Consider the following 22,532-nt stretch of genomic DNA (forward strand, 5'->3'; position numbering starts at 1 on the left):
AGGCAAGGGCACGCGTGCCGGAGCCCCACCACGCTAGCAGGAGCCCGGAACGCGTTCCGGTCTCATAGGGTGGGTTTCAAACCCGCCGATGACAAAGGAGAAGGCCAATGGCCAAGAAGCTCGTCGGCAGCATGAAGCTGCAAGTGCCCGCAGGGCAAGCCAACCCGTCGCCGCCCGTCGGCCCCGCGCTCGGTCAGCGCGGCATCAACATCATGGAATTCTGCAAGGCGTTCAACGCCAAGACGCAGGACATGGAGCCGGGCGCGCCGTGCCCGACCGTGATCACCTACTATCAGGACAAGTCCTTCACCATGGACATCAAGACGCCGCCCGCGTCTTACTACCTGAAGAAGGCCGCCAAGCTGAAATCCGGCGCCAAGACCCCGTCGCGGGAAACCGTGGGCTCGGTCACTGTCAAGCAGGTGCGTGAAATCGCCGAAGCGAAGATGAAGGATCTCAACGCCAACGATATCGAAGCGGCGATGAAGATCATTGTTGGCTCTGCCAACTCCATGGGCATCGAGGTGAAGTAAGATGGCGAAACTTGGAAAACGCAGCCGCGCCGCCCGCGAAGCCTTTGCCGGCAAGGAAAACGTCTCGGTCGAAGAGGCGATTGACCTGATCAAGGGCAATGCCAACGCGAAATTCGACGAAACCGTCGAAATCGCCGTCAACCTCGGCGTCGATCCGCGCCACGCCGACCAGATGGTCCGCGGCGTCGTCGGCCTGCCCAACGGCACCGGCAAGACCGTGCGTGTCGCCGTCTTTGCCCGTGGCGCCAAGGCCGAGGAAGCCGAAGCCGCCGGCGCCGACATCGTCGGTGCAGAGGACCTGATGGAAACCGTGCAATCCGGCAAGATCGAGTTCGATCGCTGCATTGCCACCCCCGACATGATGCCGATCGTCGGCCGTCTGGGCAAGGTTCTGGGCCCGCGCAACCTGATGCCGAACCCCAAGGTCGGCACCGTGACCATGGATGTGGCCGAGGCGGTCAAATCCGCCAAGGGCGGCCAGGTTCAGTTCAAGGTCGAGAAGGCCGGTGTCGTGCACGCTGGCGTGGGCAAAGCCTCTTTCGATGCCGAGAAACTGGCCGAGAACGTGCGCGCCTTTGTCGGTGCCGTGTCGAAAGCCAAGCCGGCCGGCGCCAAGGGCACCTACATGAAGAAGATCTCGCTCAGCTCGACCATGGGCCCGGGCGTGTCGGTGGCGGTGGAATCGGCCAACGCCGAATAATCCGTTTCAAGATTTAAGGAAAAACGCGTCCCTCGGGGCGCGTTTTTTCGTTTTTGGGCAAGGGTTTCTTAGGCAATTGCGCGCATCCTGCCGGCGTTTTCGACACCGGCGACAAAGGAGAGCTGCGCCATGTTACCCAAGATCCTGACAACCCTGTTTCTGGCCATGGCCTGCGCGGTGCCCGCCGCCCGGGCCGAACTTTCCGCGCCGGAGGGGCGGGTTCTGCTTACCGTTTCCGGCGATATCTCGGCCACCAACACCGAAGACATGGCCGAGTTCGACCGCGACATGCTCATGGCGCTGGACTGGCGCGAAATCGAGACCTTCACCTCCTTCACCGAGGGGCCGCAGGTCTTTGCCGGGCCGACCCTGGCATCGGTGCTGGCGGCGGCGCAGGCCCGTGGCGACACCCTGACGGTGACGGCGCTGAACGATTACGCGGTTTCCTTTCCCCGCGATCTGGCGGTGCGCCATGGGGCGCTGCTGGCGATGGATCATGCCGGGCGGCCGATGCGGATTCGCGACAAGGGCCCGATCTGGATTGTCTTTCCGCTGACCGAGGCCGAGGCGGCGGATGCGCCGTTTGACAACCAGATGGTCTGGCAATTGGCAAAGGTGCACGTCGGGCCGTGACCCGGCTGGCCGCGGTCAAGGGCGCGCTGGTCGAGCATGGGCGCAGCATCCGCGCGATTGTGGCGGTCGCCGTGATCGTGGCGCTTGCGGTGCTCTTTGTCGCGCAGCAGGCGGATATGACCCGGACCAAGGAGCGCGCGATGGACCGGGTTTCGGCGACGTCCTGGAAGGTCAGCGAGCTGGTGTTCGAGACGCTGCGCTTTTCGATGGCGTTGCGGTTGCATGCTACCGGCGAGGTCAAGCGCGCCGATGTGGAATTCAGCTTCGAGTTGCTCTGGAGCCGGATCGACGTGGTTGACAACACCGCCGTCGGAGCGACCGAGGAGATGCGCGAGATCCTGACCCGGTTCCGCGCGCTGCTTGCTGCCGAGGAAGAGGCGATCTTCGACCGGCCGCTGATCCCGCCGCGGGTCGCGGTCAGCCTTGCCGAAGAGATGTCGGGTATCGCACGCGAGTTGCGCGTGATCTGGCTGGCCACTTTCCAGAACCGAAGCTTTGCCGAGCTGACCCTGCGCACGCTCGAGGATGCCGGTTCCGAACGGTTGCAGACGCTGATCGTCGCGCTGATGGGTCTGCTGGTGATGTATGTCATCGCCGAGATCATCTATGCCGGCGTGGCGCAGAAGCGCGAGATGCGGCTGCGGCAGGCGGCGGCCCAGGCCAGCGAGGCCAAGACCCGCTTTCTGGCCAATGTCAGCCATGAGATCCGCACCCCTCTGAACGGCATCCTCGGCATGGCGGGCGAGCTGGCCGAAACCCGGCTCGACACCGATCAGACCGCCTGCGTCAAGATCATCCGGCAATCCGGCGAGGTGCTGCTGAACACGCTGAACGATGTGCTCGACCTGGCCAAGGTGGAGGCCGGCGAACTGGTGATCGACCGCCGCCCCTTCGATCTGGCCGAGGCGATCGGGGTTGCCCATGCGCTCTATCGATCCACCGCCCGGGACAAGGGGCTGCGCCTGCGCACCGAGCTGGCGCCGGATCTGCCGCGCCGGGTGATGGGCGACGGCACGCGGCTGCGTCAGGTGTTGCACAACCTGATCAGCAACGGGCTGAAATTCACCGCCGAGGGCGAAGTTCGGATCACCGCCGAGCGGCTGCCCGACACCGGCCGCATCCGCATATCGGTGCGCGACACCGGGCCGGGGATCGCGCCGGAAGACCAGGCGATGATCTTTCGGCCTTTCACCCAGGCCGATGTCAGCATCACCCGCAAACACGGTGGCACCGGCCTCGGCCTGTCGGTCTCGCGCCAGCTGATCGAGGCGATGGGCGGCGACATCGGCCTCGAGAGCGCGGTGGGCGAGGGCGCGATCTTCTGGTTCGATCTCGATCTGCCGGCGGTCGACCCCGCCGATACGGCCGCCGCCGCCCCGGCGGACGCCGAGCCGGCGCCGGACGCCGCATCGCGCGCCGGGCCGCGGGTGCTGGTGGTCGATGACAATGCCACCAACCGGCTGCTGCTGCGGCGCTTTCTCAAAGATCGGGCCAGCCGCATCGCCGAGGCCGCCGATGGCGCCGATGCGGTGGCCACGGTCGAGGCCACGGACTTTGACATCATCCTGATGGATATCCAGATGCCGGTGATGGACGGGATCGAGGCCACCCGTCGCATTCGCCGGCTCGAGTCGGCGAACGACCGGCCGCCGGTGCGTATCATCGCGGTGACCGCGAATATCATGGAACATCAAAGGCGCGGCTACCTGGAAGAGGGCATGAACGACGTGATCGGCAAGCCGGTGTCGAAAAAGACGCTTTTGGCCAAGCTGGATGCCGCGCCGGTCGATCCCGCCGCGGTGGCCGGCGCTGCCTGAACTCTCTGGAGTGCAGCAAGGGCACCGCGCGCGGCGCCCTTGCCGTGACCCTGGCGGCAGATCACTCGGCCAGCACTTCCAGTTTCACATTGGTGAAATCGAGGCCATTGTCGGTCTCGCCCGGCGACTTGGAAGAGCCGAAGGTCTTGGAGTTCACGTGAAAGGCCAGCATGCCCAGGGTGTCGATATCACTGCCCGGGTCGATCTGGCTGAAGGTGCTGAGCACTTCGCCATCCTGCATCAGCGTGCCAGTGATCTCGACGCCCTCGGCGCGTTTTGCCACCGCGAGCGTGCCGGTATAGGTCTGACCGGCCGCGAACCGATAGGACGCGCCGCCTTCGCCCAGCATGTCCCAGGCGTCGAGCCCGCCGAGCAGCCGGCCGAGAGCTTGGTCGTTGTGCTTGCGGACCTCGATATTGGCGGCTTCGGCGGTGTTGACGTCGTAAGTGATCAGATACCCCGGCAGCCCGTCATACGTGGCATTCGGGCTTTTTGACGAGGCCGAAAGGTCGCCCTCGAGCGCGCCACGGCCCAGCGTGTCAAACAGCCCGACGCGGAAGGCGGCCCCCCGATCGTGACCTATGGTCGCCGGCGTCTCGAAGGTGAAACTGGCCTTCAGCGTCTGCCCCTCGGTCAGCATCTGCGGCGCAAAGGTGGTGCGGATGCCCCGGCCCGAGCCGCCGGAGACCAGGCCCAGCCGGCCCTGGGAGACCTCGATCGAACTGCTGTTCGAGGTAGTCCACCAGTTGCTGTCGCTGGCGTCAGCGCCGTCGTCGCGGCCGCCATCGGCGAAACTGTCGTCAAAGACGATGCCGGGGCTGGCCGGGGCAGCCGGCGCCGGGGAGCGTTGTGCGATGGCCTTGGTCAGCGGCGGTCCGTCGGCCGGCGGCGCGTCGTGCGTGTAGTCCAACGCGTAAAAGATCACCCGGTCGAAATCGGTCTCGGGCGCGGGGCTGGTGTTGTTGCCGGTATAGGCGCCGGCCTTGAAGAACATGAACTCGTCCTCGACGGAAAATCCGCTGTCGCGCATGTCGAAGGGCTCGGCCACCACCTCCGTCCCGTCGTCGCGGATGATCTTGAGGTGCAGCATGGGAATGATCCGGTCGCCCTCGGGCCTGCCCGTGACTTTGATCTCGTAGCTGAAAATCTCGTCCAGCGCGATGCCGTCCTCGGGGTTGGCAATCCGGTCGCCCCGGCCGCCGATCACGTCCACCCAGACCTCCTTGCCGGTCTCGGGGTCATGCGCGAAATAGATCGAGCCGTATTTGTTCTGCGGCAGCTTGCGGTAGTACAGCCGGATCGGCTCATCGTTCTTGGCGTGGATCTGCCCGATGACCACGCGGCCGACCTGATAGGCCTTGCCCTGGCGGGTGACCTGGTTGACCGAGAGCGTGGCGCGCAACGTGCCATCGACGCCCGCCGATGCGGCCTGGGCCGAAAGCGGCGCCGAGGAAAAGACCCAGTTGTTCTTGTTGGGATATCCGCCCTCGATCCGGGTCTGGATGGCATAATCGCCCCGGCGCAGCATGCCGCGCAGCTCGGTGCGGGTATAAGATGTATTGGCCGAGGTCTTGGCCCCCGCCGATGTCACCCGGAACACCATGCCGCCAGTGGCCGGATCGGTGTAGAAATAGCGCGGATCGGTCCAGCCGGCGGCAAGCTCGTTTTCATAGACGCTGTCGGACGTGCCGTCGCCGTCATCATCGGCGGGGGTGGTCACGTACCAGCCCGCGAGGTCGAAATTCTCGCCCGGCGTCTTTTCAGGGTCGAGGCCGTACAGCCCGGCCCCCTGCCGCTCGGTCAGCACCGGCTGGTCGGGTTTGTCCACCGGTGTGCCGCAGCCATAGGCCGCCACTTCGACAATGGAGTTCCAGTCGTTGGCCACGTTGCCCTTTGCGTTGATGCGCAGGTACTGCGCCTGAACCGGCGCGATGTCGTAGCGCTCGAGATCCCGCGTTCCGCCGCCCGACTGGCCTTCGGCCCGCACGGTTTCGAAGCGCGCCCCATCGGGTGAGGTTTCGACTTCGAAGGTGGATTTGCGGCTGTCGCCCTTGTACCAGGCAATCGCCAGCGATTTCACAGTCTGCTCGGCGCCGAGATCGAGCAGCAGGCTTTTCGGTGTGCCCTGGCCCTGGTTCGACCAGCGCGAATCCGGGTCGAAATTGCCATCGATGGTATTCTCGGGGCCGTGGGTTTCCTCGTAGAGGCCGTCGTCGGTCGCCGAGACGATGGTCAGGCTGCCGATACCGTCACACGCGGTATTGGCAAAGGCCTGCGTCCCGAAAACCGAGGCGACGCCCAGCAGAATGGAATTCCGAAGAAGGTGGTTCACAGTGTCCTCCCAAATGCTGTGATCGAGATAGCGGTAAAGCTATCTGGGATACTAGACTGTCAGATGTAGCGGATTGGCGCCAGTGGTTTCCTGTACGACAGGGGGGCAGAGGCGGAAAGGCGCCGAGCCTACTCGGGCCTTGATCCCGGCCCCGATCCGTCTTACTGCACGCACCTGTGCCGCAGGTCCGATTCGGGCCGCGTGGTACATTTCGTCCGAGACGGTGGGTGCCCCGGGTCAAATCCGCGGCTTAATTTCCTGCCTGAGACGGGAGAAGACCAGATTGGCCGAGGGCTTTGCGCCTCGGGCGTTCTTGGCGGACCCCCGTAAAAAGGACCTGAACGCCGGGTGCAAGCCCGGCAGAACCGAGCCGGGGGGAAACCCCCACAATTGGAGTGAAACTGTGGATAGAGCCCAGAAAGAGAAATTGGTCGACGAACTCGGCCAGATCTTCGAAAGCTCTGGCGTCGTGGTGGTTGCCCACTACGAAGGTCTCACGGTTGCCGAGATGCAAGACCTCCGTTCGCGTGCGCGCGATGCGGGTGGTGCTGTACGTGTCGCCAAGAACAGGCTCGCCAAGATCGCCCTTGAGGGAAAGCCCTGCGCAAGCATTGCTGACTACCTTTCGGGCATGACCGTGCTCACCTATTCCGAGGACCCCGTGGCAGCAGCCCGGGTCGCCGAGGGCTTCGCCAAGGAGAACAAGAAGTTCGAAATCCTTGGCGGTGCAATGGGTGAAAACGCTCTGGACCGTGCCGGTGTCGAGGCCGTGTCGAAAATGCCGTCGCGTGATGAGCTCATTGCTACCATCGCGGGCATGATCGGCGCACCTGCTTCGAACATCGCCGGTGCCATTGGCGCACCTGCTTCGAACATCGCTTCCATCCTCTCGACCATCGAGGAAAAGGCCGAAGCGGCGTAAGGCAAACCGAAGACTTTCGTGGGGCATGCGCCCACACGTTGGAACACATCTAGATACGGAAAGAGTCAAAAATGGCTGATCTGAAGAAACTGGCAGAAGAGATCGTTGGTCTGACCCTGCTGGAAGCACAAGAACTGAAAACCATCCTCAAAGACGAGTACGGCATCGAGCCCGCAGCTGGCGGCGCAGTGATGATGGCCGGCCCGGCAGACGGCGCAGGCGCCGCGGCTGCTGAGGAGCAAACCGAATTTGACGTGATCCTGAAGGCCGCAGGCGACAAGAAGATCAACGTCATCAAAGAAGTCCGTGGCATCACCGGCCTGGGCCTGAAAGAAGCCAAAGAGCTGGTCGAAGCCGGCGGCAAGGCTGTCAAAGAGCAGGTTTCGAAAGAAGAAGCCGAAGAGATCAAAGGCAAGCTGGAAGCAGCTGGCGCCGAAGTCGAGCTCAAGTGATCGCGGCCTGACGGCGGGGTCACGCCGGACATCCTCCGGGTCTCCGCCTCAGGGTTGGATTACCGCAAGCGCCTCCGTTTCGGGGGCGCTTGTTTTTTTGCCGGTCCCACCTATCGTTTCGGGTCAACAGGGCACAGCCGCGTATCCGGCCCTTACCAGTGACAAGGATGACCTCATGACCCGTATTTTTGCCGCCGCAACCCTGCTTGCCATGTCCTCGGGCGCGCTCTCGGCTGAAACATTCCAGGCCGATGTCTGGGCCGACAATTGGTTCGAGATGCGGATCAACGGCGAAACAGTTGCCGAAGACAGCGTGCCGGCCAGCACCGAACGGTCTTTCAACGCCGAAAGCTTCAGCTTCGATGCCGACCGGCCCTTCGTGATCGGGGTGGTGGCGATGGACTACAGGCAGGATGACACCGGTCTCGAGTATATCGGCACCGATCGGCAGCAGATGGGCGACGGCGGGCTGATCCTTCAGATCCGCGACGCGGCGGGCGAGATGGTCGCGGTCAGCGACGCCGATTGGCAATGCCGCGTCATCCATACCGCGCCGCTCGACAAATCCTGTGCCGCCGAGGAAACGCCGGTGGCGGGCAGCGCGCCCTGCGGGTTCGAGGCGGAGGACGAGCCGGTCGGCTGGGATCATGCGGGCTTCGATGCCTCGGGTTGGACCGCCGCCAGCGTCTATTCCGAAGAGGAGGTCGGCCCGAAAGAGGGCTATGACGAGATCGACTGGGCCGAAGAGGCGGCGCTGATCTGGGGCCCCGACCTGGAGCAGAGCAACACCCTGTTGTGCCGGTTGAGCGTGAAGTGACCATTGTGGCGTACGTCACGATCACGTGAGGCGCGCAAGCGGAAAAGTGACGGTTGCCGCGGTCAGATCACGCGCATTTTCGACAACATTGGCGTTCAGGGCCGCTATGCAACGGCCCTCGCTGCTTGACCAGCGGGCCGGTTTTTGTCACACTCGGCGGATGTCAAGAAAACGCGAAACCCTCCTGAGGGGTCTTGCGTTCGCGCTGTTCACCGAATATTCGGAAGTCTCCCGCGGGTTCGACCGATTCGAACCCGTGCGTGTTTCGTTCTGAATATGAGGTGGCGGCGACGCATTGAAATCATCGTAGTAACCCCCATATTCCGATCTTTCCAAACAGATGGTTCGCAGGCCCTTCTTGGCAAGCCCCCCGATCGGGGAGTTTTCCAAGGCAGGGAAATCGAGATCGAGTGACGCGCGGTGGGACGTGCGCCGAGAATGGATCCGTTTCACGCCGTCACTGACGAGAATGCGCCGTTGCAGCCCCGGCACTGCGCGCGTTCGGGCAGAGAAAATCGAAAGGGCACTCCCCTCATGGCGCAAAGCTTCCTTGGCCAGAAACGTCTTCGCCGGTACTACGGCAAAATCCGTGAAGTCCTCGCAATGCCGAACCTCATCGAGGTTCAGAAAAGCTCTTATGACCTGTTCCTGAAGTCCGGCGACCAGCTCGAGCCGATGGATGGCGAGGGCATCAAGGGTGTCTTCCAGTCGGTCTTTCCGATCAAGGATTTCAACGAGACCGCGGTTCTCGAATTCGTCGATTACGCGCTGGAAAAGCCGAAGTTCGATGTCGAGGAATGTCAGCAACGCGACCTGACCTACAGCGCGCCGCTCAAGGTGACGCTGCGGCTGATCGTGTTTGATATCGATGAGGATACCGGCGCGAAATCCGTCAAGGATATCAAGGAACAAGATGTCTACATGGGCGACATGCCCCTGATGACGCCGAACGGCACCTTTGTCGTGAACGGCACCGAGCGGGTCATCGTTTCCCAGATGCACCGTTCGCCGGGCGTGTTCTTTGACCATGACAAGGGCAAGACCCATTCCTCGGGCAAGCTGCTCTTTGCCTGCCGGATCATCCCCTACCGTGGCTCCTGGCTCGACTTTGAATTCGACGCCAAGGACATCGTCTTTGCCCGGATCGACCGTCGCCGCAAACTGCCGGTGACGACCCTGCTCTATGCGCTGGGGCTCGATCAAGAGGCGATAATGGACGCCTATTACAACACCGTGACCTATTCCCTGCGCAAGGGTGAGGGCTGGGTGACCAAGTTCTTCCCCGAGCGTGTGCGCGGCACCCGCCCGACCTATGACCTGGTGGATGCCGACAGTGGCGAGATCATCGGCGAGGCCGGCAAGAAGGTGACGCCGCGGGCGGTCAAGAAGCTGATCGACGAAGGCAAGGTCAAGGATCTGCTGCTGCCCTTCGAGCAGATCGTCGGCAAGTTCGCCGCCAAGGACATCATCAACGAGGAAAACGGCGCGATCTACGTCGAGGCCGGCGACGAGCTGACCTGGGAAGTCGACAAGGATGGCGATGTCACCGGCGGCACTCTGAAAGAGCTGATCGACGCGGGCGTCACCGAGATCCCGGTGCTGGACATCGACAACATCACCGTCGGCGCCTACATGCGCAACACCATGGCGCAGGACAAGAACATGGGCCGCGACAGCGCGCTCATGGATATCTACCGCGTGATGCGTCCGGGCGAGCCGCCCACCGTCGAGGCCGCTTCGGCACTCTTCGATACGCTGTTCTTCGACAGCGAGCGCTATGACCTCTCGGCCGTTGGTCGGGTGAAGATGAACATGCGTCTGGCGCTCGATAAGCCCGACACCCAGCGCACGCTGGACCGCGAGGATATCGTCGCCTGCATCAAGGCGCTGGTGGATCTGCGCGACGGGCGTGGCGACATCGACGACATCGACCACCTTGGCAACCGCCGTGTGCGTTCGGTCGGCGAGCTGATGGAAAATCAGTACCGCGTGGGTCTGCTGCGCATGGAACGCGCGATCAAGGAGCGCATGTCCTCGGTCGAGATCGACACCGTCATGCCGCAGGATCTGATCAACGCCAAACCGGCGGCGGCCGCCGTGCGCGAATTCTTCGGCTCGTCGCAGCTGTCGCAGTTCATGGACCAGACCAACCCGCTGTCGGAAGTCACCCACAAACGCCGTCTCTCGGCCCTTGGCCCGGGCGGTCTGACCCGCGAGCGCGCCGGCTTTGAGGTGCGCGACGTTCACCCGACACACTATGGCCGGATGTGCCCGATTGAAACGCCGGAAGGCCCGAACATCGGTCTGATCAACTCGCTGGCCACGTTTGCCCGCGTGAACAAATACGGCTTCATCGAAACACCGTACCGTGTGGTCAAGGAAGGCACCGTCACCGACGAGGTGCACTACATGTCCGCGACCGAGGAAATGCGCCATACCGTGGCGCAGGCCAACGCCAACCTCGACGAGAACATGAAGTTCGTGAACGATCTGGTCTCGACCCGGAAGTCGGGCGACTACACCCTGTCGCCGAACGAGAACGTGGACCTGATCGACGTGTCGCCGAAACAGCTGGTTTCGGTCGCTGCCTCGCTCATTCCGTTCCTTGAAAACGACGACGCCAACCGCGCTCTGATGGGCTCGAACATGCAACGTCAGGCGGTTCCCACGCTGCGCTCGGAAGCGCCGCTTGTGGGCACCGGCATCGAGGAAATCGTCGCCCGCGACTCCGGTGCGGCGGTGACCGCGCGCCGTGGCGGCATCATCGACCAGGTCGATGCCCAGCGGATCGTGATCCGGGCCACCGACAATCTCGAGGTCGGCGACCCCGGCGTCGATATCTACCGGATGCGCAAGTTCCAGCGGTCGAACCAGAACACCTGCATCAACCAGCGTCCGCTGGTGAAGGTGGGTGACACGGTGCAGCAGGGCGAAGTGATTGCCGACGGTCCCTCGACCGACATGGGCGAACTGGCCCTCGGCAAGAACGTGATCGTCGCCTTCATGCCGTGGAACGGCTACAACTACGAAGACTCGATCCTGATCTCCGAGCGCATCGCGCGTGACGACGTCTTTACCTCGGTTCACATCGAGGAATTCGAAGTCGCCGCCCGCGATACCAAGCTCGGGCCGGAAGAGATCACCCGCGACATCCCCAACGTCGGCGAGGAAGCCCTGCGCAACCTCGACGAGGCGGGCATCGTCTACATCGGCGCCGATGTGGAACCGGGCGATATCCTGGTGGGCAAGATCACTCCGAAGGGTGAATCGCCGATGACGCCGGAGGAAAAACTCCTGCGCGCCATCTTCGGTGAGAAAGCCTCGGACGTGCGCGACACCTCGCTGCGGGTGAAGCCGGGCGATTTCGGCACCGTCGTGGAAGTGCGTGTCTTCAACCGTCACGGCGTCGAGAAAGACGAACGGGCGTTGCAGATCGAGCGTGAGGAAATCGAGCGTCTGGCCCGTGACCGGGACGACGAGCTCGCCATCCTCGACCGCAACATCTATGCGCGTCTCAGCGATCTGATCCTCGGCAAGGTGGCGGTCAAGGGTCCGCGCGGCGTGCGCCCGAACTCCGAGATCACCCAGGATCTGCTCGACAGCCTGAGCCGTGGCCAGTGGTGGCAGCTGGCGATCGAGGACGAGGAAGACGCCAAGATCGTCGAGGCGCTGAACGAGCAATACGAGGCGCAGAAACGCCAGCTCGACGCCCGCTTCGAGGACAAGGTCGAGAAGGTCCGCCGCGGCGACGACCTGCCGCCGGGCGTGATGAAAATGGTCAAGGTCTTCATCGCGGTGAAGCGCAAGCTTCAGCCGGGCGACAAGATGGCCGGCCGTCACGGCAACAAGGGTGTGATTTCGCGCGTTGTGCCGATGGAGGACATGCCGTTCCTCGCCGATGGCACCCCGGTCGACTTCTGCCTCAACCCGCTCGGCGTTCCGTCGCGGATGAACGTCGGTCAGATCCTCGAGACGCACATGGGCTGGGCCGCACGCGGTCTGGGCATCAAGGTCGACGACGCGCTGGACGAATACCGCCGCTCGGGTGATCTGACCCCGGTGCGCGAAGCGATGCGGATCGCCTATGGCGACGAGGTCTATGAAGAAGGCCTGTCGGACATGGACGAGAACCGTCTGCTCGAGGCGGCGGGCAACGTCGCCCGTGGCGTGCCGATCGCGACACCGGTCTTCGACGGTGCCAAGGAAGGCGACGTCAACGATGCGTTGGTGCGTGCGGGCTTCTCGGAGTCGGGCCAATCCGTGCTCTTCGACGGCCGCACCGGCGAGCAGTTCTCGCGTCCTGTCACCGTGGGCGTGAAGTACCTGCTCAAGCTGCACCATCTGGTGGACGACAAGATCCACGCGCGTTCGACCGGGCCCTACAGCCTCGTCACCCAGCAGCCGCTGGGCGGTAAGGCGCAGTTCGGTGGCCAGCGCTTCGGGGAGATGGAGGTCTGGGCTCTGGAAGCTTACGGCGCCGCCTATACCCTGCAAGAGATGCTGACCGTGAAGTCGGACGATGTGGCCGGCCGGACCAAGGTCTATGAATCGATCGTCAAGGGCGAGGACAACTTCGAGGCGGGCGTTCCCGAGAGCTTCAACGTGCTCGTCAAGGAAGTCCGCGGCCTCGGCCTGAACATGGAACTCCTGGATGCGGAGGAGGATGAGTGAGGCGCATCGGTGGGGTAAAACCCCACCCTACGCCCGCCCTGCCGACCTTCCCCGCACCCTCCCGTTTTGAGGACATCAAATGAACCAGGAACTGACCAACAATCCGTTCAACCCCGTCGCCCCGGTCAAGACCTTCGACGAGATCAAGGTGTCTCTTGCCTCGCCCGAGCGGATCCTCTCGTGGTCCTATGGCGAGATCAAGAAGCCGGAAACCATCAACTACCGCACGTTCAAGCCCGAGCGTGACGGGTTGTTCTGCGCGCGTATCTTTGGCCCGATCAAGGATTACGAATGCCTCTGCGGCAAGTACAAGCGCATGAAGTATCGCGGTGTCGTCTGCGAGAAATGCGGTGTCGAAGTCACGCTGCAAAAGGTCCGCCGCGAACGCATGGGCCACATTGAGCTGGCCGCGCCCTGCGCCCATATCTGGTTCCTCAAGTCGCTGCCCTCGCGCATCGGCCTGATGCTGGACATGACGCTGCGTGATCTGGAACGTGTGCTCTACTTCGAGAACTACGTGGTGATCGAACCGGGCCTCACCGACCTCACCTACGGTCAGATGATGACCGAAGAAGAGTTCATGGACGCCCAGGACGCCTATGGCATGGACGCCTTCACCGCCAACATCGGCGCCGAGGCGATCCGCGAGATGCTGGCCGCCATCGACCTCGAGTCCGAGGCCGAGACCCTGCGCGCCGATCTGAAAGAGGCGACAGGCGAACTGAAGCCCAAGAAGATCATCAAGCGTCTGAAGGTCGTCGAGAGCTTCCTCGAATCCGGCAACCGCCCGGAATGGATGGTCATGACCGTCATTCCGGTCATCCCGCCGGAACTGCGCCCGCTGGTGCCGCTGGACGGTGGCCGCTTTGCGACCTCCGACCTCAACGATCTCTATCGCCGCGTGATCAACCGGAACAACCGCCTCAAGCGGCTGATCGAGCTGCGCGCGCCGGATATCATCGTCCGCAACGAAAAGCGGATGCTTCAGGAATCGGTGGATGCGCTGTTCGACAACGGCCGTCGCGGCCGCGTCATCACCGGTGCCAACAAGCGTCCGTTGAAATCGCTCTCGGACATGCTCAAGGGCAAGCAGGGCCGCTTCCGTCAGAACCTTCTGGGGAAACGGGTCGACTTCTCGGGCCGGTCGGTCATCGTGACCGGGCCGGAACTGAAGCTGCATCAGTGCGGTCTGCCCAAGAAGATGGCGCTCGAGCTGTTCAAGCCGTTCATCTATTCGCGGCTTGAAGCCAAAGGTCTTTCTTCGACCGTCAAGCAGGCCAAGAAGCTGGTCGAGAAAGAGCGCCCCGAGGTCTGGGACATCCTCGACGAGGTGATCCGCGAGCACCCGGTTCTGCTGAACCGCGCGCCGACGCTGCACCGTCTGGGCATCCAGGCCTTCGAGCCCACGCTGATCGAAGGCAAGGCGATCCAGCTTCACCCGCTGGTCTGTTCGGCCTTCAACGCCGACTTCGACGGCGACCAGATGGCCGTTCACGTGCCGCTCTCGCTGGAAGCCCAGCTGGAAGCGCGCGTGCTGATGATGTCGACCAACAACGTCCTGTCGCCCGCCAACGGCGCGCCGATCATCGTTCCGTCGCAGGATATGATTCTCGGTCTCTACTACCTCACCATCCAGCGCGATGGCATGAAGGGCGAGGGCATGGCCTTCTCCTCGATCGAGGAAGTCGAGCACGCGCTCGGCGCCGGTGAAGTGCATCTGCACGCCAAGATCACCGCGCGGGTCAAGCAGATCGACGAAGACGGCCTCGAGGTGATGAAGCGTTACGAGACCACCCCGGGCCGGCTGCGGCTTGGCGGTCTGCTGCCGCTGAATGCCAAGGCGCCCTTCGAACTGGTCAACCAGCTTCTGCGGAAGAAGGACGTGCAGCGCGTCATCGACACCGTCTACCGCTATTGCGGTCAGAAAGAGTCGGTGATCTTCTGCGACCAGATCATGTCGATGGGCTTCAAGGAAGCCTTCAAGGCCGGCATCTCCTTCGGCAAGGACGACATGGTCATCCCCGACACCAAATGGCCGATCGTCGAAGAGACGCGCGATCAGGTGAAGGACTTCGAACAGCAGTACATGGACGGTCTGATCACCCAAGGTGAGAAGTACAACAAGGTCGTCGATGCCTGGTCGAAGTGTAACGACAAGGTCACCGAAGCGATGATGTCGACCATCTCGGCCGAACGTCACGCCGAGGATGGCTCGGTCATGGAGCCGAACTCGGTCTACATGATGGCGCACTCCGGTGCCCGGGGCTCGGTCACGCAGATGAAGCAGCTGGGCGGGATGCGCGGCCTGATGGCGAAGCCGAACGGCGACATCATCGAGACGCCGATCATCTCGAACTTCAAGGAAGGTCTGACCGTTCTTGAATACTTCAACTCGACCCACGGCGCGCGGAAAGGTCTGTCGGACACCGCTCTGAAGACGGCGAACTCGGGCTACCTGACCCGTCGTCTGGTGGACGTGGCGCAGGATTGCATCGTGCGTCTGCACGATTGCGAAACCGACCGGGCGATCACCGCGGAAGCGGCGGTCAACGACGGCGAGATCGTGTCGTCGCTGGGCGAGCGTATCCTGGGCCGTGTCGCGGCCGACGATGTGCTGGCCCCCGGCACCGAGGACGTGGTCTGCAAGGCTGGCACCCTGATCGACGAGCGCATGGCCGACACCATCGAGGATCTGGGGGTGCAAAAGATGCGCATCCGCAGCCCGCTGACCTGTGAGGCCGAAGAGGGCGTCTGTGCCATGTGCTACGGCCGTGACCTCGCACGCGGCACCATGGTCAACTCCGGCGAAGCGGTGGGCATCATCGCAGCGCAGTCGATCGGCGAACCCGGCACCCAGCTGACGATGCGGACCTTCCACATCGGCGGCGTTGCCCAGGGTGGTCAGCAGTCCTTCCAGGAGGCGGGCACCGATGGCGTCGTGGCCTTCGAGGCGGCCAACACGCTGGAAAACGCCCTTGGCGAGACCCTGGTGATGGGCCGGAACATGAAGCTGGTGATCCAGGACGAGCACGGCGCCGAACGGGCCAGCTTCAAGCTGGGCTACGGCACCAAGCTGTTTGTCAAGGAAGGCCAGCAGGTGGCCCGCGGCGACAAGCTGTTCGAATGGGATCCCTATACCCTGCCGATCATCGCCGAGAAGGACGGTATCGCCCGTCACGTCGACCTGGTGAACGGTGTCGCCGTGCGCGAGGAGACCGACGATGCCACCGGCATGACCCAGAAAATCGTCGCCGACTGGCGTGCGGCTCCGAAGGGCAACGAACTCAAGCCCGAGATCATCCTGATCGATGGCGACGGCGAGCCGGTGCGCAACGAGGCGGGCAACCCGATCACCTATCCGATGTCGGTCGACGCCATTCTGTCGGTCGATGACGGTGTCGATGTGAAGGCCGGTGACGTCGTGGCGCGTATTCCGCGTGAAGGCGCCAAGACCAAGGACATCACCGGTGGTCTGCCGCGTGTGGCCGAACTCTTCGAAGCCCGGCGTCCCAAGGACCACGCGATCATCGCCGAGATCGACGGCTATGTGCGCTTTGGCAAGGACTACAAGAACAAGCGCCGCATCGCGATCGAACCGGCCGACGACAGCCTGGAGCCGGTCGAATACATGGTGCCCAAGGGCAAGCACATTCCGGTTCAGGAAGGTGACTTCGTCCAGAAGGGCGACTACATCATGGACGGCAACCCGGCGCCGCACGACATCCTCGCCATCATGGGGATCGAGGCTCTGGCCAACTACATGATCGACGAGGTCCAGGACGTCTATCGACTGCAAGGCGTGAAGATCAACGACAAGCATGTCGAAGTGATCGTGCGCCAGATGTTGCAGAAGTGGGAAATCCAGGATTCGGGCGACACCACGCTGCTCAAGGGCGAACATGTGGACAAGGCCGAATTCGACGCCGCCAACGAAAAGGCGCTGTCGAAGGGCGGGCGCGAGGCGCAGGGCGAACCGATCCTCTTGGGGATCACCAAGGCCTCGCTTCAGACCCGGTCGTTCATCTCGGCGGCCTCCTTCCAGGAGACCACCCGCGTTCTCACCGAAGCCTCGGTGCAGGGCAAGAAGGACAAGCTGGTGGGGCTCAAGGAGAACGTCATCGTCGGCCGCCTGATCCCGGCGGGCACCGGTGGCGCGACCCAGAAGGTCCGCCGCATTGCCCAGGACCGCGACAACGTGGTGATCGGCGCGCGCCGCGAGGAAGCGGAAGCGGCGGCCGCCCTGGCAGCGCCTTCGGACGACATGGTGGGGGGCGATGCCTTTACCCAGCCGGTGATGGACGAAGACAGCCGCGACTGATCGCAGCTCGCTGACAGCTTCAGCCCCGTCCGGTGCGAACCGGGCGGGGTTTTTTCATTGTGCGTCAGCGGCGCGCAGTGTTCTGGTTCAGCCGGAAGAGCCTGCCCGATCCGGCCCGAGCGTCGCGTCTCGGGAAGGGCGGCTCTTGCGGGCGATTATCGGGCAAGACGAGGGGCAGGCACATGCAGGACAATACGCGCGGGGCGCTGTTGATGATGGGATCGATGGCGGGGTTCACCTTCAACGATACCTTCGTGAAACTGACGGCGGGCGAGGTGCCGCTGTTTCAGCTGATCTTCCTGCGCGGGGTGATCGCCAGCCTGTTCCTGTTCTTTCTGGCGCGGCACTTGGGCGCGCTGCGGCTCGGCCTCTCGCGGCGCGACTGGGCCCTGGTCGTCGTGCGCTCGCTGACCGAGGTGGGGACGACGGTGTTCTTTCTCTCGGCGTTGTTCCGCATGCCGCTGGCCAATGTCACCGCGATCCTTCAGATCCTGCCGCTGAGCGTCGCGCTCGGGGCGGCGCTGGTTCTGCGCGAGCCGGTGGGCTGGCGGCGGTGGAGCGCCATCGCGGTGGGTTTTGGCGGCATGTTGCTGATCGTGCGGCCGGGGCCGGACGGGTTTTCCGACGCGACACTGTTCGCTCTGGTGGCGGTTGTCTGCTCCACCCTGCGCGATCTGGCCACGCGCGCGATGTCGGTTCAGGTGCCCTCGCTCATGGTGTCGTTCATGGGGGCGGTTTCGGTCATGGGATTTGCCGGGCTGGCCAGCCTGCCGGGCGGCTGGCAGCCGATCGCGCCGCAGAACGCGCTCTTTATCGTGATCGCGGCCGGTTTCATCCTGGCGGCCTATCTCTGCTCGGTGATGGTGATGCGGGTCGGCGAGGTGAGCTTTACCGCGCCGTTTCGTTACACCGGGTTGATCTGGGCGCTGATCCTGGGCTTTCTGGTCTGGGGCGACTGGCCCGAGCCGCTGACGCTGCTGGGGGCCTTCATTGTGGTGGCCATGGGGGTCTTTACCCTATGGCGCGAGGCGCGGCGTTCCCGCAAAAATCTCGCGTACCCGGTCCGATGAGATTGCGAAGGTGGTTTCGAAATGCCGCTCTCCGGCGCCGTCGAGCCGTCGGAGATCGACCTTGGTGACCTTGCGGCCCTGACGGCTGTCGTTGTGGTCGTTGTGGCCGCGGACAAACATGTCTTCGTGGGTAAAGGTGACCGTCGGCATGAAGCGGTTGATCCGGTTGTGGCCGAAATTCATGATCGTGTGCCGCGCCCAGGGTTTGACCGCCATGGCCAGGGCCACGCCCCAATAGGGGGTGACCGTCTCCTGCGCCAGAAGGCCGCCGCTGTCGGGCCGGGCGATGAAGCCGCGGTTGAAGTCGAAGCCCACCAGCCGGTGATCGCGCATCAGGCCGGGGCAATCGGCCGCCGCCTCGCGCAGGCGCTGAACAAAGCTGACCGCAATGGCATCGTCATCGTCGTGACGGAATTGCAGGCAGGGCTGGCCCAGATCCTGGCGGGCGTCATTGAGGACCTCGGCCATCACCGGGCGATGCTCTCGTGGCGGATGGGCAATGATCCGGGCCTGGGGAAAATCGGCGACAAGGTCATGCAGCCGGTCGGCATGGGGTTTCGGCAGCTGGTCGCCGACGACGATCAGAAAGGTGAAATCGCCGTCGGTCTGGGCCTTGAGGCCGGGCAGGGTGACCGCCTCGAAATGTCGGAACCGCTCTTCCATGCGCGCGGGCGCGTAGAGATAGGCGATGCGGTCCTCGATGCTGTCATGCTCGACCTGGAAACCGCCGAGCGCCGGATAGGAAAATCGGCACAATCCAATGACCTGCACTACTTTTTCTCCGCCTGAGGGGGTGCTAACCAATGCCGCAGCCTTGCATTGCCGCGCCGCGCTTGGCAAGCGGCCCGGACCGCCCGGGGCGCGCTGTTGACAAGGCCTGCGACTCCCCCTATACGCCACCCTCATCTCGGTTTCGGGGCCATCCCGCGTGCCGACATCATATTGCAGTGGTCAAGATCCGGGCAGTTAGCGCTCCGATCCTCTGATAACCAACCGCGTCGCAGACCTCGGAATGGCTGTGATCGCGGATTTTGCGCTTGTGAGCCCCCTGCATGCACGGGGAAGGCGGGCGCGGGACTGAACAACACCGCATGGGGGCGCCCTCATGCAAGAAATGAGAGCGAAAGCGGAGACGATACCTCTATGCCAACGATCCAACAGCTGATCCGCAAGCCGCGGCAGCCGAAAGTCAAACGGTCCAAGTCGCAGCACCTGGAACAATGCCCGCAGAAGCGCGGCGTCTGCACCCGTGTCTACACCACCACGCCGAAAAAGCCGAACTCGGCGATGCGGAAGGTGGCCAAGGTGCGCCTGACCAACGGTTACGAAGTGATCAGCTACATCCCCGGTGAAAGCCACAACCTGCAAGAGCACTCGGTTGTGCTGATCCGCGGCGGTCGTGTCAAAGACCTTCCCGGTGTGCGCTATCACATCCTTCGCGGTGTTCTGGATACCCAGGGCGTCAAAGATCGTAAGCAACGCCGCTCGAAATACGGCGCGAAGCGTCCTAAGTAAGAGGATCAGGATATGTCTCGTCGTCACGCCGCTGAAAAACGCGAAGTCCTGCCCGACGCCAAATATGGTGACCGGGTTCTGACAAAATTCATGAACAACCTGATGATCGACGGCAAGAAGTCGGTCGCAGAGAAGATCGTCTACAATGCGCTCGACCGCATCGAAGGCAAGGTCAAGCGCGCCCCGGTGGAACTGTTCCACGAAGCGCTCGACAACATCAAACCCTCGGTCGAGGTCCGCTCGCGCCGTGTGGGTGGTGCCACCTACCAGGTGCCCGTCGAAGTGCGCCCCGAGCGCCGCGAGGCGCTGGCCATCCGCTGGCTGATCAACGCCAGCCGCGCCCGCAACGAAAACACAATGGAAGAACGCCTCGCAGGCGAGCTGCTGGATGCTGTCAATTCCCGCGGTTCTGCTGTTAAGAAGCGCGAAGACACCCACAAGATGGCCGACGCGAACAAAGCGTTCAGCCATTACCGCTGGTAAATTCAGAGGCTTTATCCAATGGCACGCGATTATCCGCTCGACCGCTACCGCAACTTCGGCATCATGGCCCATATCGACGCAGGCAAGACCACCTGCTCGGAACGGATCCTGTTTTACACCGGCAAATCCCACAACATCGGTGAGGTGCACGATGGCGCCGCCACCATGGACTGGATGGAGCAGGAGCAGGAACGCGGGATCACCATCACCTCGGCCGCGACCACGACCTTCTGGGAGCGCACCGAGAACGGCACCGAACCCGACAGCCCCAAGCACCGCCTGAACATCATCGACACCCCCGGCCACGTCGACTTCACCATCGAAGTCGAGCGTTCGCTGGCGGTTCTCGACGGTGCCGTCTGTGTGCTCGACGCCAACGCCGGTGTCGAACCCCAGACCGAAACCGTGTGGCGTCAGGCTGACCGCTACAAGGTTCCGCGCATCGTCTTCGTCAATAAGATGGACAAGATCGGCGCCGACTTCTTCAACTGTGTCGAGATGATCGAAGACCGCACCGGCGCCACCGCCGTGCCCGTCGGCATCCCGATCGGTGCCGAGAACGAGCTCGAAGGCCTGATCGACCTGGTGACCATGAAGGAATGGGTCTGGCGGGGCGAAGACCTCGGCGCGACCTGGTTCCAGGAAGAGATCCGCGACAGCCTCAAGGACGTGGCCGAGGAATGGCGCGGCAAGATGATCGAAGCGGCCGTCGAAATGGACGACGACGCGATGGAAGCCTACCTCGAAGGTGAAGAGCCCGACGTGGCCACCCTGCGCAAACTGCTGCGCAAGGGCACGCTTTCGTTGTCCTTCGTTCCGGTTCTGGGCGGTTCCGCCTTCAAGAACAAGGGCGTCCAGCCGCTGCTCAACGCCGTGATCGACTATCTGCCCAGCCCGCTGGACGTGGTCGACTACATGGGCTTCAAGCCCGGCGACGAGACCGAGACCCGCAACATCCCGCGCCGCGCGGATGACAACATGGCGTTCTCGGGCCTGGCGTTCAAGATCATGAACGACCCCTTCGTCGGCTCGCTGACCTTCGTGCGGATCTATTCGGGTGTGCTCAACAAGGGCGACTCGATGCTGAACTCGACCAAGGGCAACACCGAGCGCGTTGGCCGGATGATGATGATGCACTCGAACAACCGGGACGAGATTTCCGAAGCCTATGCCGGCGACATCATCGCGCTTGGCGGGCTGAAGAACACCACGACCGGTGACACCCTGTGCGACAAGTCCGATCCGGTGGTGCTGGAAACCATGACCTTCCCCGATCCGGTGATCGAGATCGCGGTCGAGCCCAAGACCAAGGGCGACCAGGAGAAGATGTCGGCCGGCCTGGCGCGTCTGGCGGCGGAAGACCCGTCGTTCCGCGTCGAGACCGACATCGAGAGCGGTCAGACCATCATGAAGGGCATGGGCGAACTTCACCTCGACATTCTCGTCGATCGCCTGAAGCGCGAATTCAAGGTCGAAGCCAACATCGGTGCGCCGCAGGTGGCCTATCGTGAGACCATCGGTCACGAGGTCGAGCACACCTACACCCACAAGAAGCAATCGGGTGGCTCCGGTCAGTTCGCCGAGGTCAAGCTCATCATCACGCCCACCGAGCCGGGCGAAGGCTATTCCTTCGAGAGCCGCATCGTCGGCGGTGCCGTTCCCAAGGAATACATCCCCGGCGTCGAAAAGGGCATCAAGTCGGTCATGGACTCCGGTCCGCTGGCAGGCTTCCCGGTGATCGACTTCAAGGTGGCTCTGGTTGACGGTAAATTCCACGACGTGGACTCCAGCGTTCTGGCCTTCGAGATCGCCGCCCGCATGGGCATGCGCGAAGGCATGAAGAAAGCCGGCGCCAAGCTGCTGGAGCCGATCATGAAGGTCGAAGTGGTGACCCCGGAAGAATACACCGGTGGCATCATCGGCGACCTGACCTCGCGTCGCGGCCAGGTGACCGGTCAGGAGCCGCGCGGCAATGCCGTGGCAATCGCCTCCATGGTGCCGCTGGCCAATATGTTCGGCTACATCAACACCCTGCGTTCGATGAGCTCGGGCCGCGCCCAGTTCACCATGCAGTTCGATCACTACGATCCGGTGCCGCAGAACATCTCGGACGAGATCCAGTCCAAATACGCATAAGCGAGCGGTGCGCCGTAAAGGCGCACCCTACAACCCCCCGTAGGGTGCGCATTGATGCGCACCGCAAGACCAAATCAAGGGAGCCACTACCATGGCAAAGGAAAAGTTTGAGCGTTCCAAACCGCACTGCAAC

General features: G+C 63.1%; 15 protein-coding genes. 13 read left to right on the forward strand and 2 right to left on the reverse strand.

Translation table 11 applies throughout. From position 1 onward, the window contains the following. Window positions 1-107: 107 nt before the first annotated feature. The 4 genes from rplK (at window position 108) to PVW49_RS21625 (ending at window position 3,683) form a co-directional block, all read left to right on the forward strand. Window positions 108-533, forward strand: coding sequence for a 50S ribosomal protein L11 (gene rplK / locus PVW49_RS21610; protein WP_048532954.1), 426 nt, complete (start codon window positions 108-110; stop codon window positions 531-533). 1 nt (window position 534) lies between these two features. Further along, window positions 535-1,233, forward strand: coding sequence for a 50S ribosomal protein L1 (gene rplA / locus PVW49_RS21615; protein ID WP_048532953.1), 699 nt, complete (start codon window positions 535-537; stop codon window positions 1,231-1,233). A 129-nt stretch (window positions 1,234-1,362) separates the two neighbouring features. Beyond that, the gene (locus PVW49_RS21620) at window positions 1,363-1,866 is read left to right on the forward strand and encodes a hypothetical protein (RefSeq protein ID WP_048532952.1); all 504 of its coding nucleotides are present in this window, start codon (window positions 1,363-1,365) and stop codon (window positions 1,864-1,866) included. After that, complete coding sequence (locus PVW49_RS21625) at window positions 1,863-3,683, forward strand: ATP-binding protein (protein WP_274591549.1); 1,821 nt, start codon at window positions 1,863-1,865, stop codon at window positions 3,681-3,683. Before PVW49_RS21620 ends, PVW49_RS21625 begins: the two co-directional genes overlap by 4 nt. A gap of 61 nt (window positions 3,684-3,744) precedes the next feature. On the opposite strand, the gene PVW49_RS21630 is transcribed toward PVW49_RS21625, so the two are convergent. Beyond that, a complete protein-coding gene (locus tag PVW49_RS21630; protein ID WP_274591550.1) occupies window positions 3,745-6,015 on the reverse strand; it encodes a polysaccharide lyase family 7 protein in 2,271 nt (756 codons plus the stop codon). A 403-nt stretch (window positions 6,016-6,418) separates the two neighbouring features. Here PVW49_RS21630 and rplJ point away from each other — a divergent pair, with 403 nt between their 5' ends. The 6 genes from rplJ to PVW49_RS21660 all read left to right on the forward strand — a co-directional run bounded on the left by rplJ (window position 6,419) and on the right by PVW49_RS21660 (window position 18,265). Beyond that, window positions 6,419-6,937, forward strand: coding sequence for a 50S ribosomal protein L10 (gene rplJ / locus PVW49_RS21635; protein WP_074840298.1), 519 nt, complete (start codon window positions 6,419-6,421; stop codon window positions 6,935-6,937). A gap of 71 nt (window positions 6,938-7,008) precedes the next feature. Next, on the forward strand, window positions 7,009-7,389 hold the full coding sequence (rplL, locus tag PVW49_RS21640) for a 50S ribosomal protein L7/L12 (protein ID WP_048532949.1): 381 nt from the start codon (window positions 7,009-7,011) through the stop codon (window positions 7,387-7,389). 175 nt (window positions 7,390-7,564) lie between these two features. Continuing rightward, the gene (locus PVW49_RS21645; RefSeq protein ID WP_074840288.1) at window positions 7,565-8,206 is read left to right on the forward strand and encodes a PEBP family protein; all 642 of its coding nucleotides are present in this window, start codon (window positions 7,565-7,567) and stop codon (window positions 8,204-8,206) included. Window positions 8,207-8,740: 534 nt separating this feature from the next. Next, window positions 8,741-12,877, forward strand: coding sequence for a DNA-directed RNA polymerase subunit beta (gene rpoB / locus PVW49_RS21650; protein WP_048532947.1), 4,137 nt, complete (start codon window positions 8,741-8,743; stop codon window positions 12,875-12,877). A gap of 79 nt (window positions 12,878-12,956) precedes the next feature. Beyond that, window positions 12,957-17,195: a DNA-directed RNA polymerase subunit beta' gene (gene rpoC / locus PVW49_RS21655; protein WP_048532946.1), complete on the forward strand. Its 4,239-nt coding sequence runs from the start codon at window positions 12,957-12,959 to the stop codon at window positions 17,193-17,195. Window positions 17,196-17,377: 182 nt separating this feature from the next. Continuing rightward, window positions 17,378-18,265, forward strand: a complete 888-nt coding sequence (locus tag PVW49_RS21660; protein ID WP_274591551.1) for a DMT family transporter — start codon at window positions 17,378-17,380, stop codon at window positions 18,263-18,265. Here PVW49_RS21660 and PVW49_RS21665 read toward each other — a convergent pair. Beyond that, the gene (locus PVW49_RS21665) at window positions 18,212-19,036 is read right to left on the reverse strand and encodes a putative rhamnosyl transferase (RefSeq protein WP_074840294.1); all 825 of its coding nucleotides are present in this window, start codon (window positions 19,034-19,036) and stop codon (window positions 18,212-18,214) included. The genes PVW49_RS21660 and PVW49_RS21665 overlap by 54 nt on opposite strands. 372 nt (window positions 19,037-19,408) lie before the next feature. Here PVW49_RS21665 and rpsL point away from each other — a divergent pair, with 372 nt between their 5' ends. From rpsL to fusA, 3 genes are read left to right on the forward strand one after another with little or no spacing between them, the layout of a single operon-like run. Next, the gene (gene rpsL / locus PVW49_RS21670) at window positions 19,409-19,780 is read left to right on the forward strand and encodes a 30S ribosomal protein S12 (protein WP_005862801.1); all 372 of its coding nucleotides are present in this window, start codon (window positions 19,409-19,411) and stop codon (window positions 19,778-19,780) included. Between the two features lie 12 nt (window positions 19,781-19,792). Next, entirely contained in the window at window positions 19,793-20,263 is a 471-nt protein-coding gene (rpsG, locus tag PVW49_RS21675; protein WP_048532943.1) for a 30S ribosomal protein S7, read from the forward strand. A gap of 18 nt (window positions 20,264-20,281) precedes the next feature. Beyond that, complete coding sequence (gene fusA / locus PVW49_RS21680; RefSeq protein ID WP_074840296.1) at window positions 20,282-22,399, forward strand: elongation factor G; 2,118 nt, start codon at window positions 20,282-20,284, stop codon at window positions 22,397-22,399. Window positions 22,400-22,532 lie beyond the last annotated feature (133 nt).

The organism is Marinovum sp. PR37 (genome assembly GCF_028807375.1).
GTDB lineage: Bacteria > Pseudomonadota > Alphaproteobacteria > Rhodobacterales > Rhodobacteraceae > Marinovum > Marinovum algicola.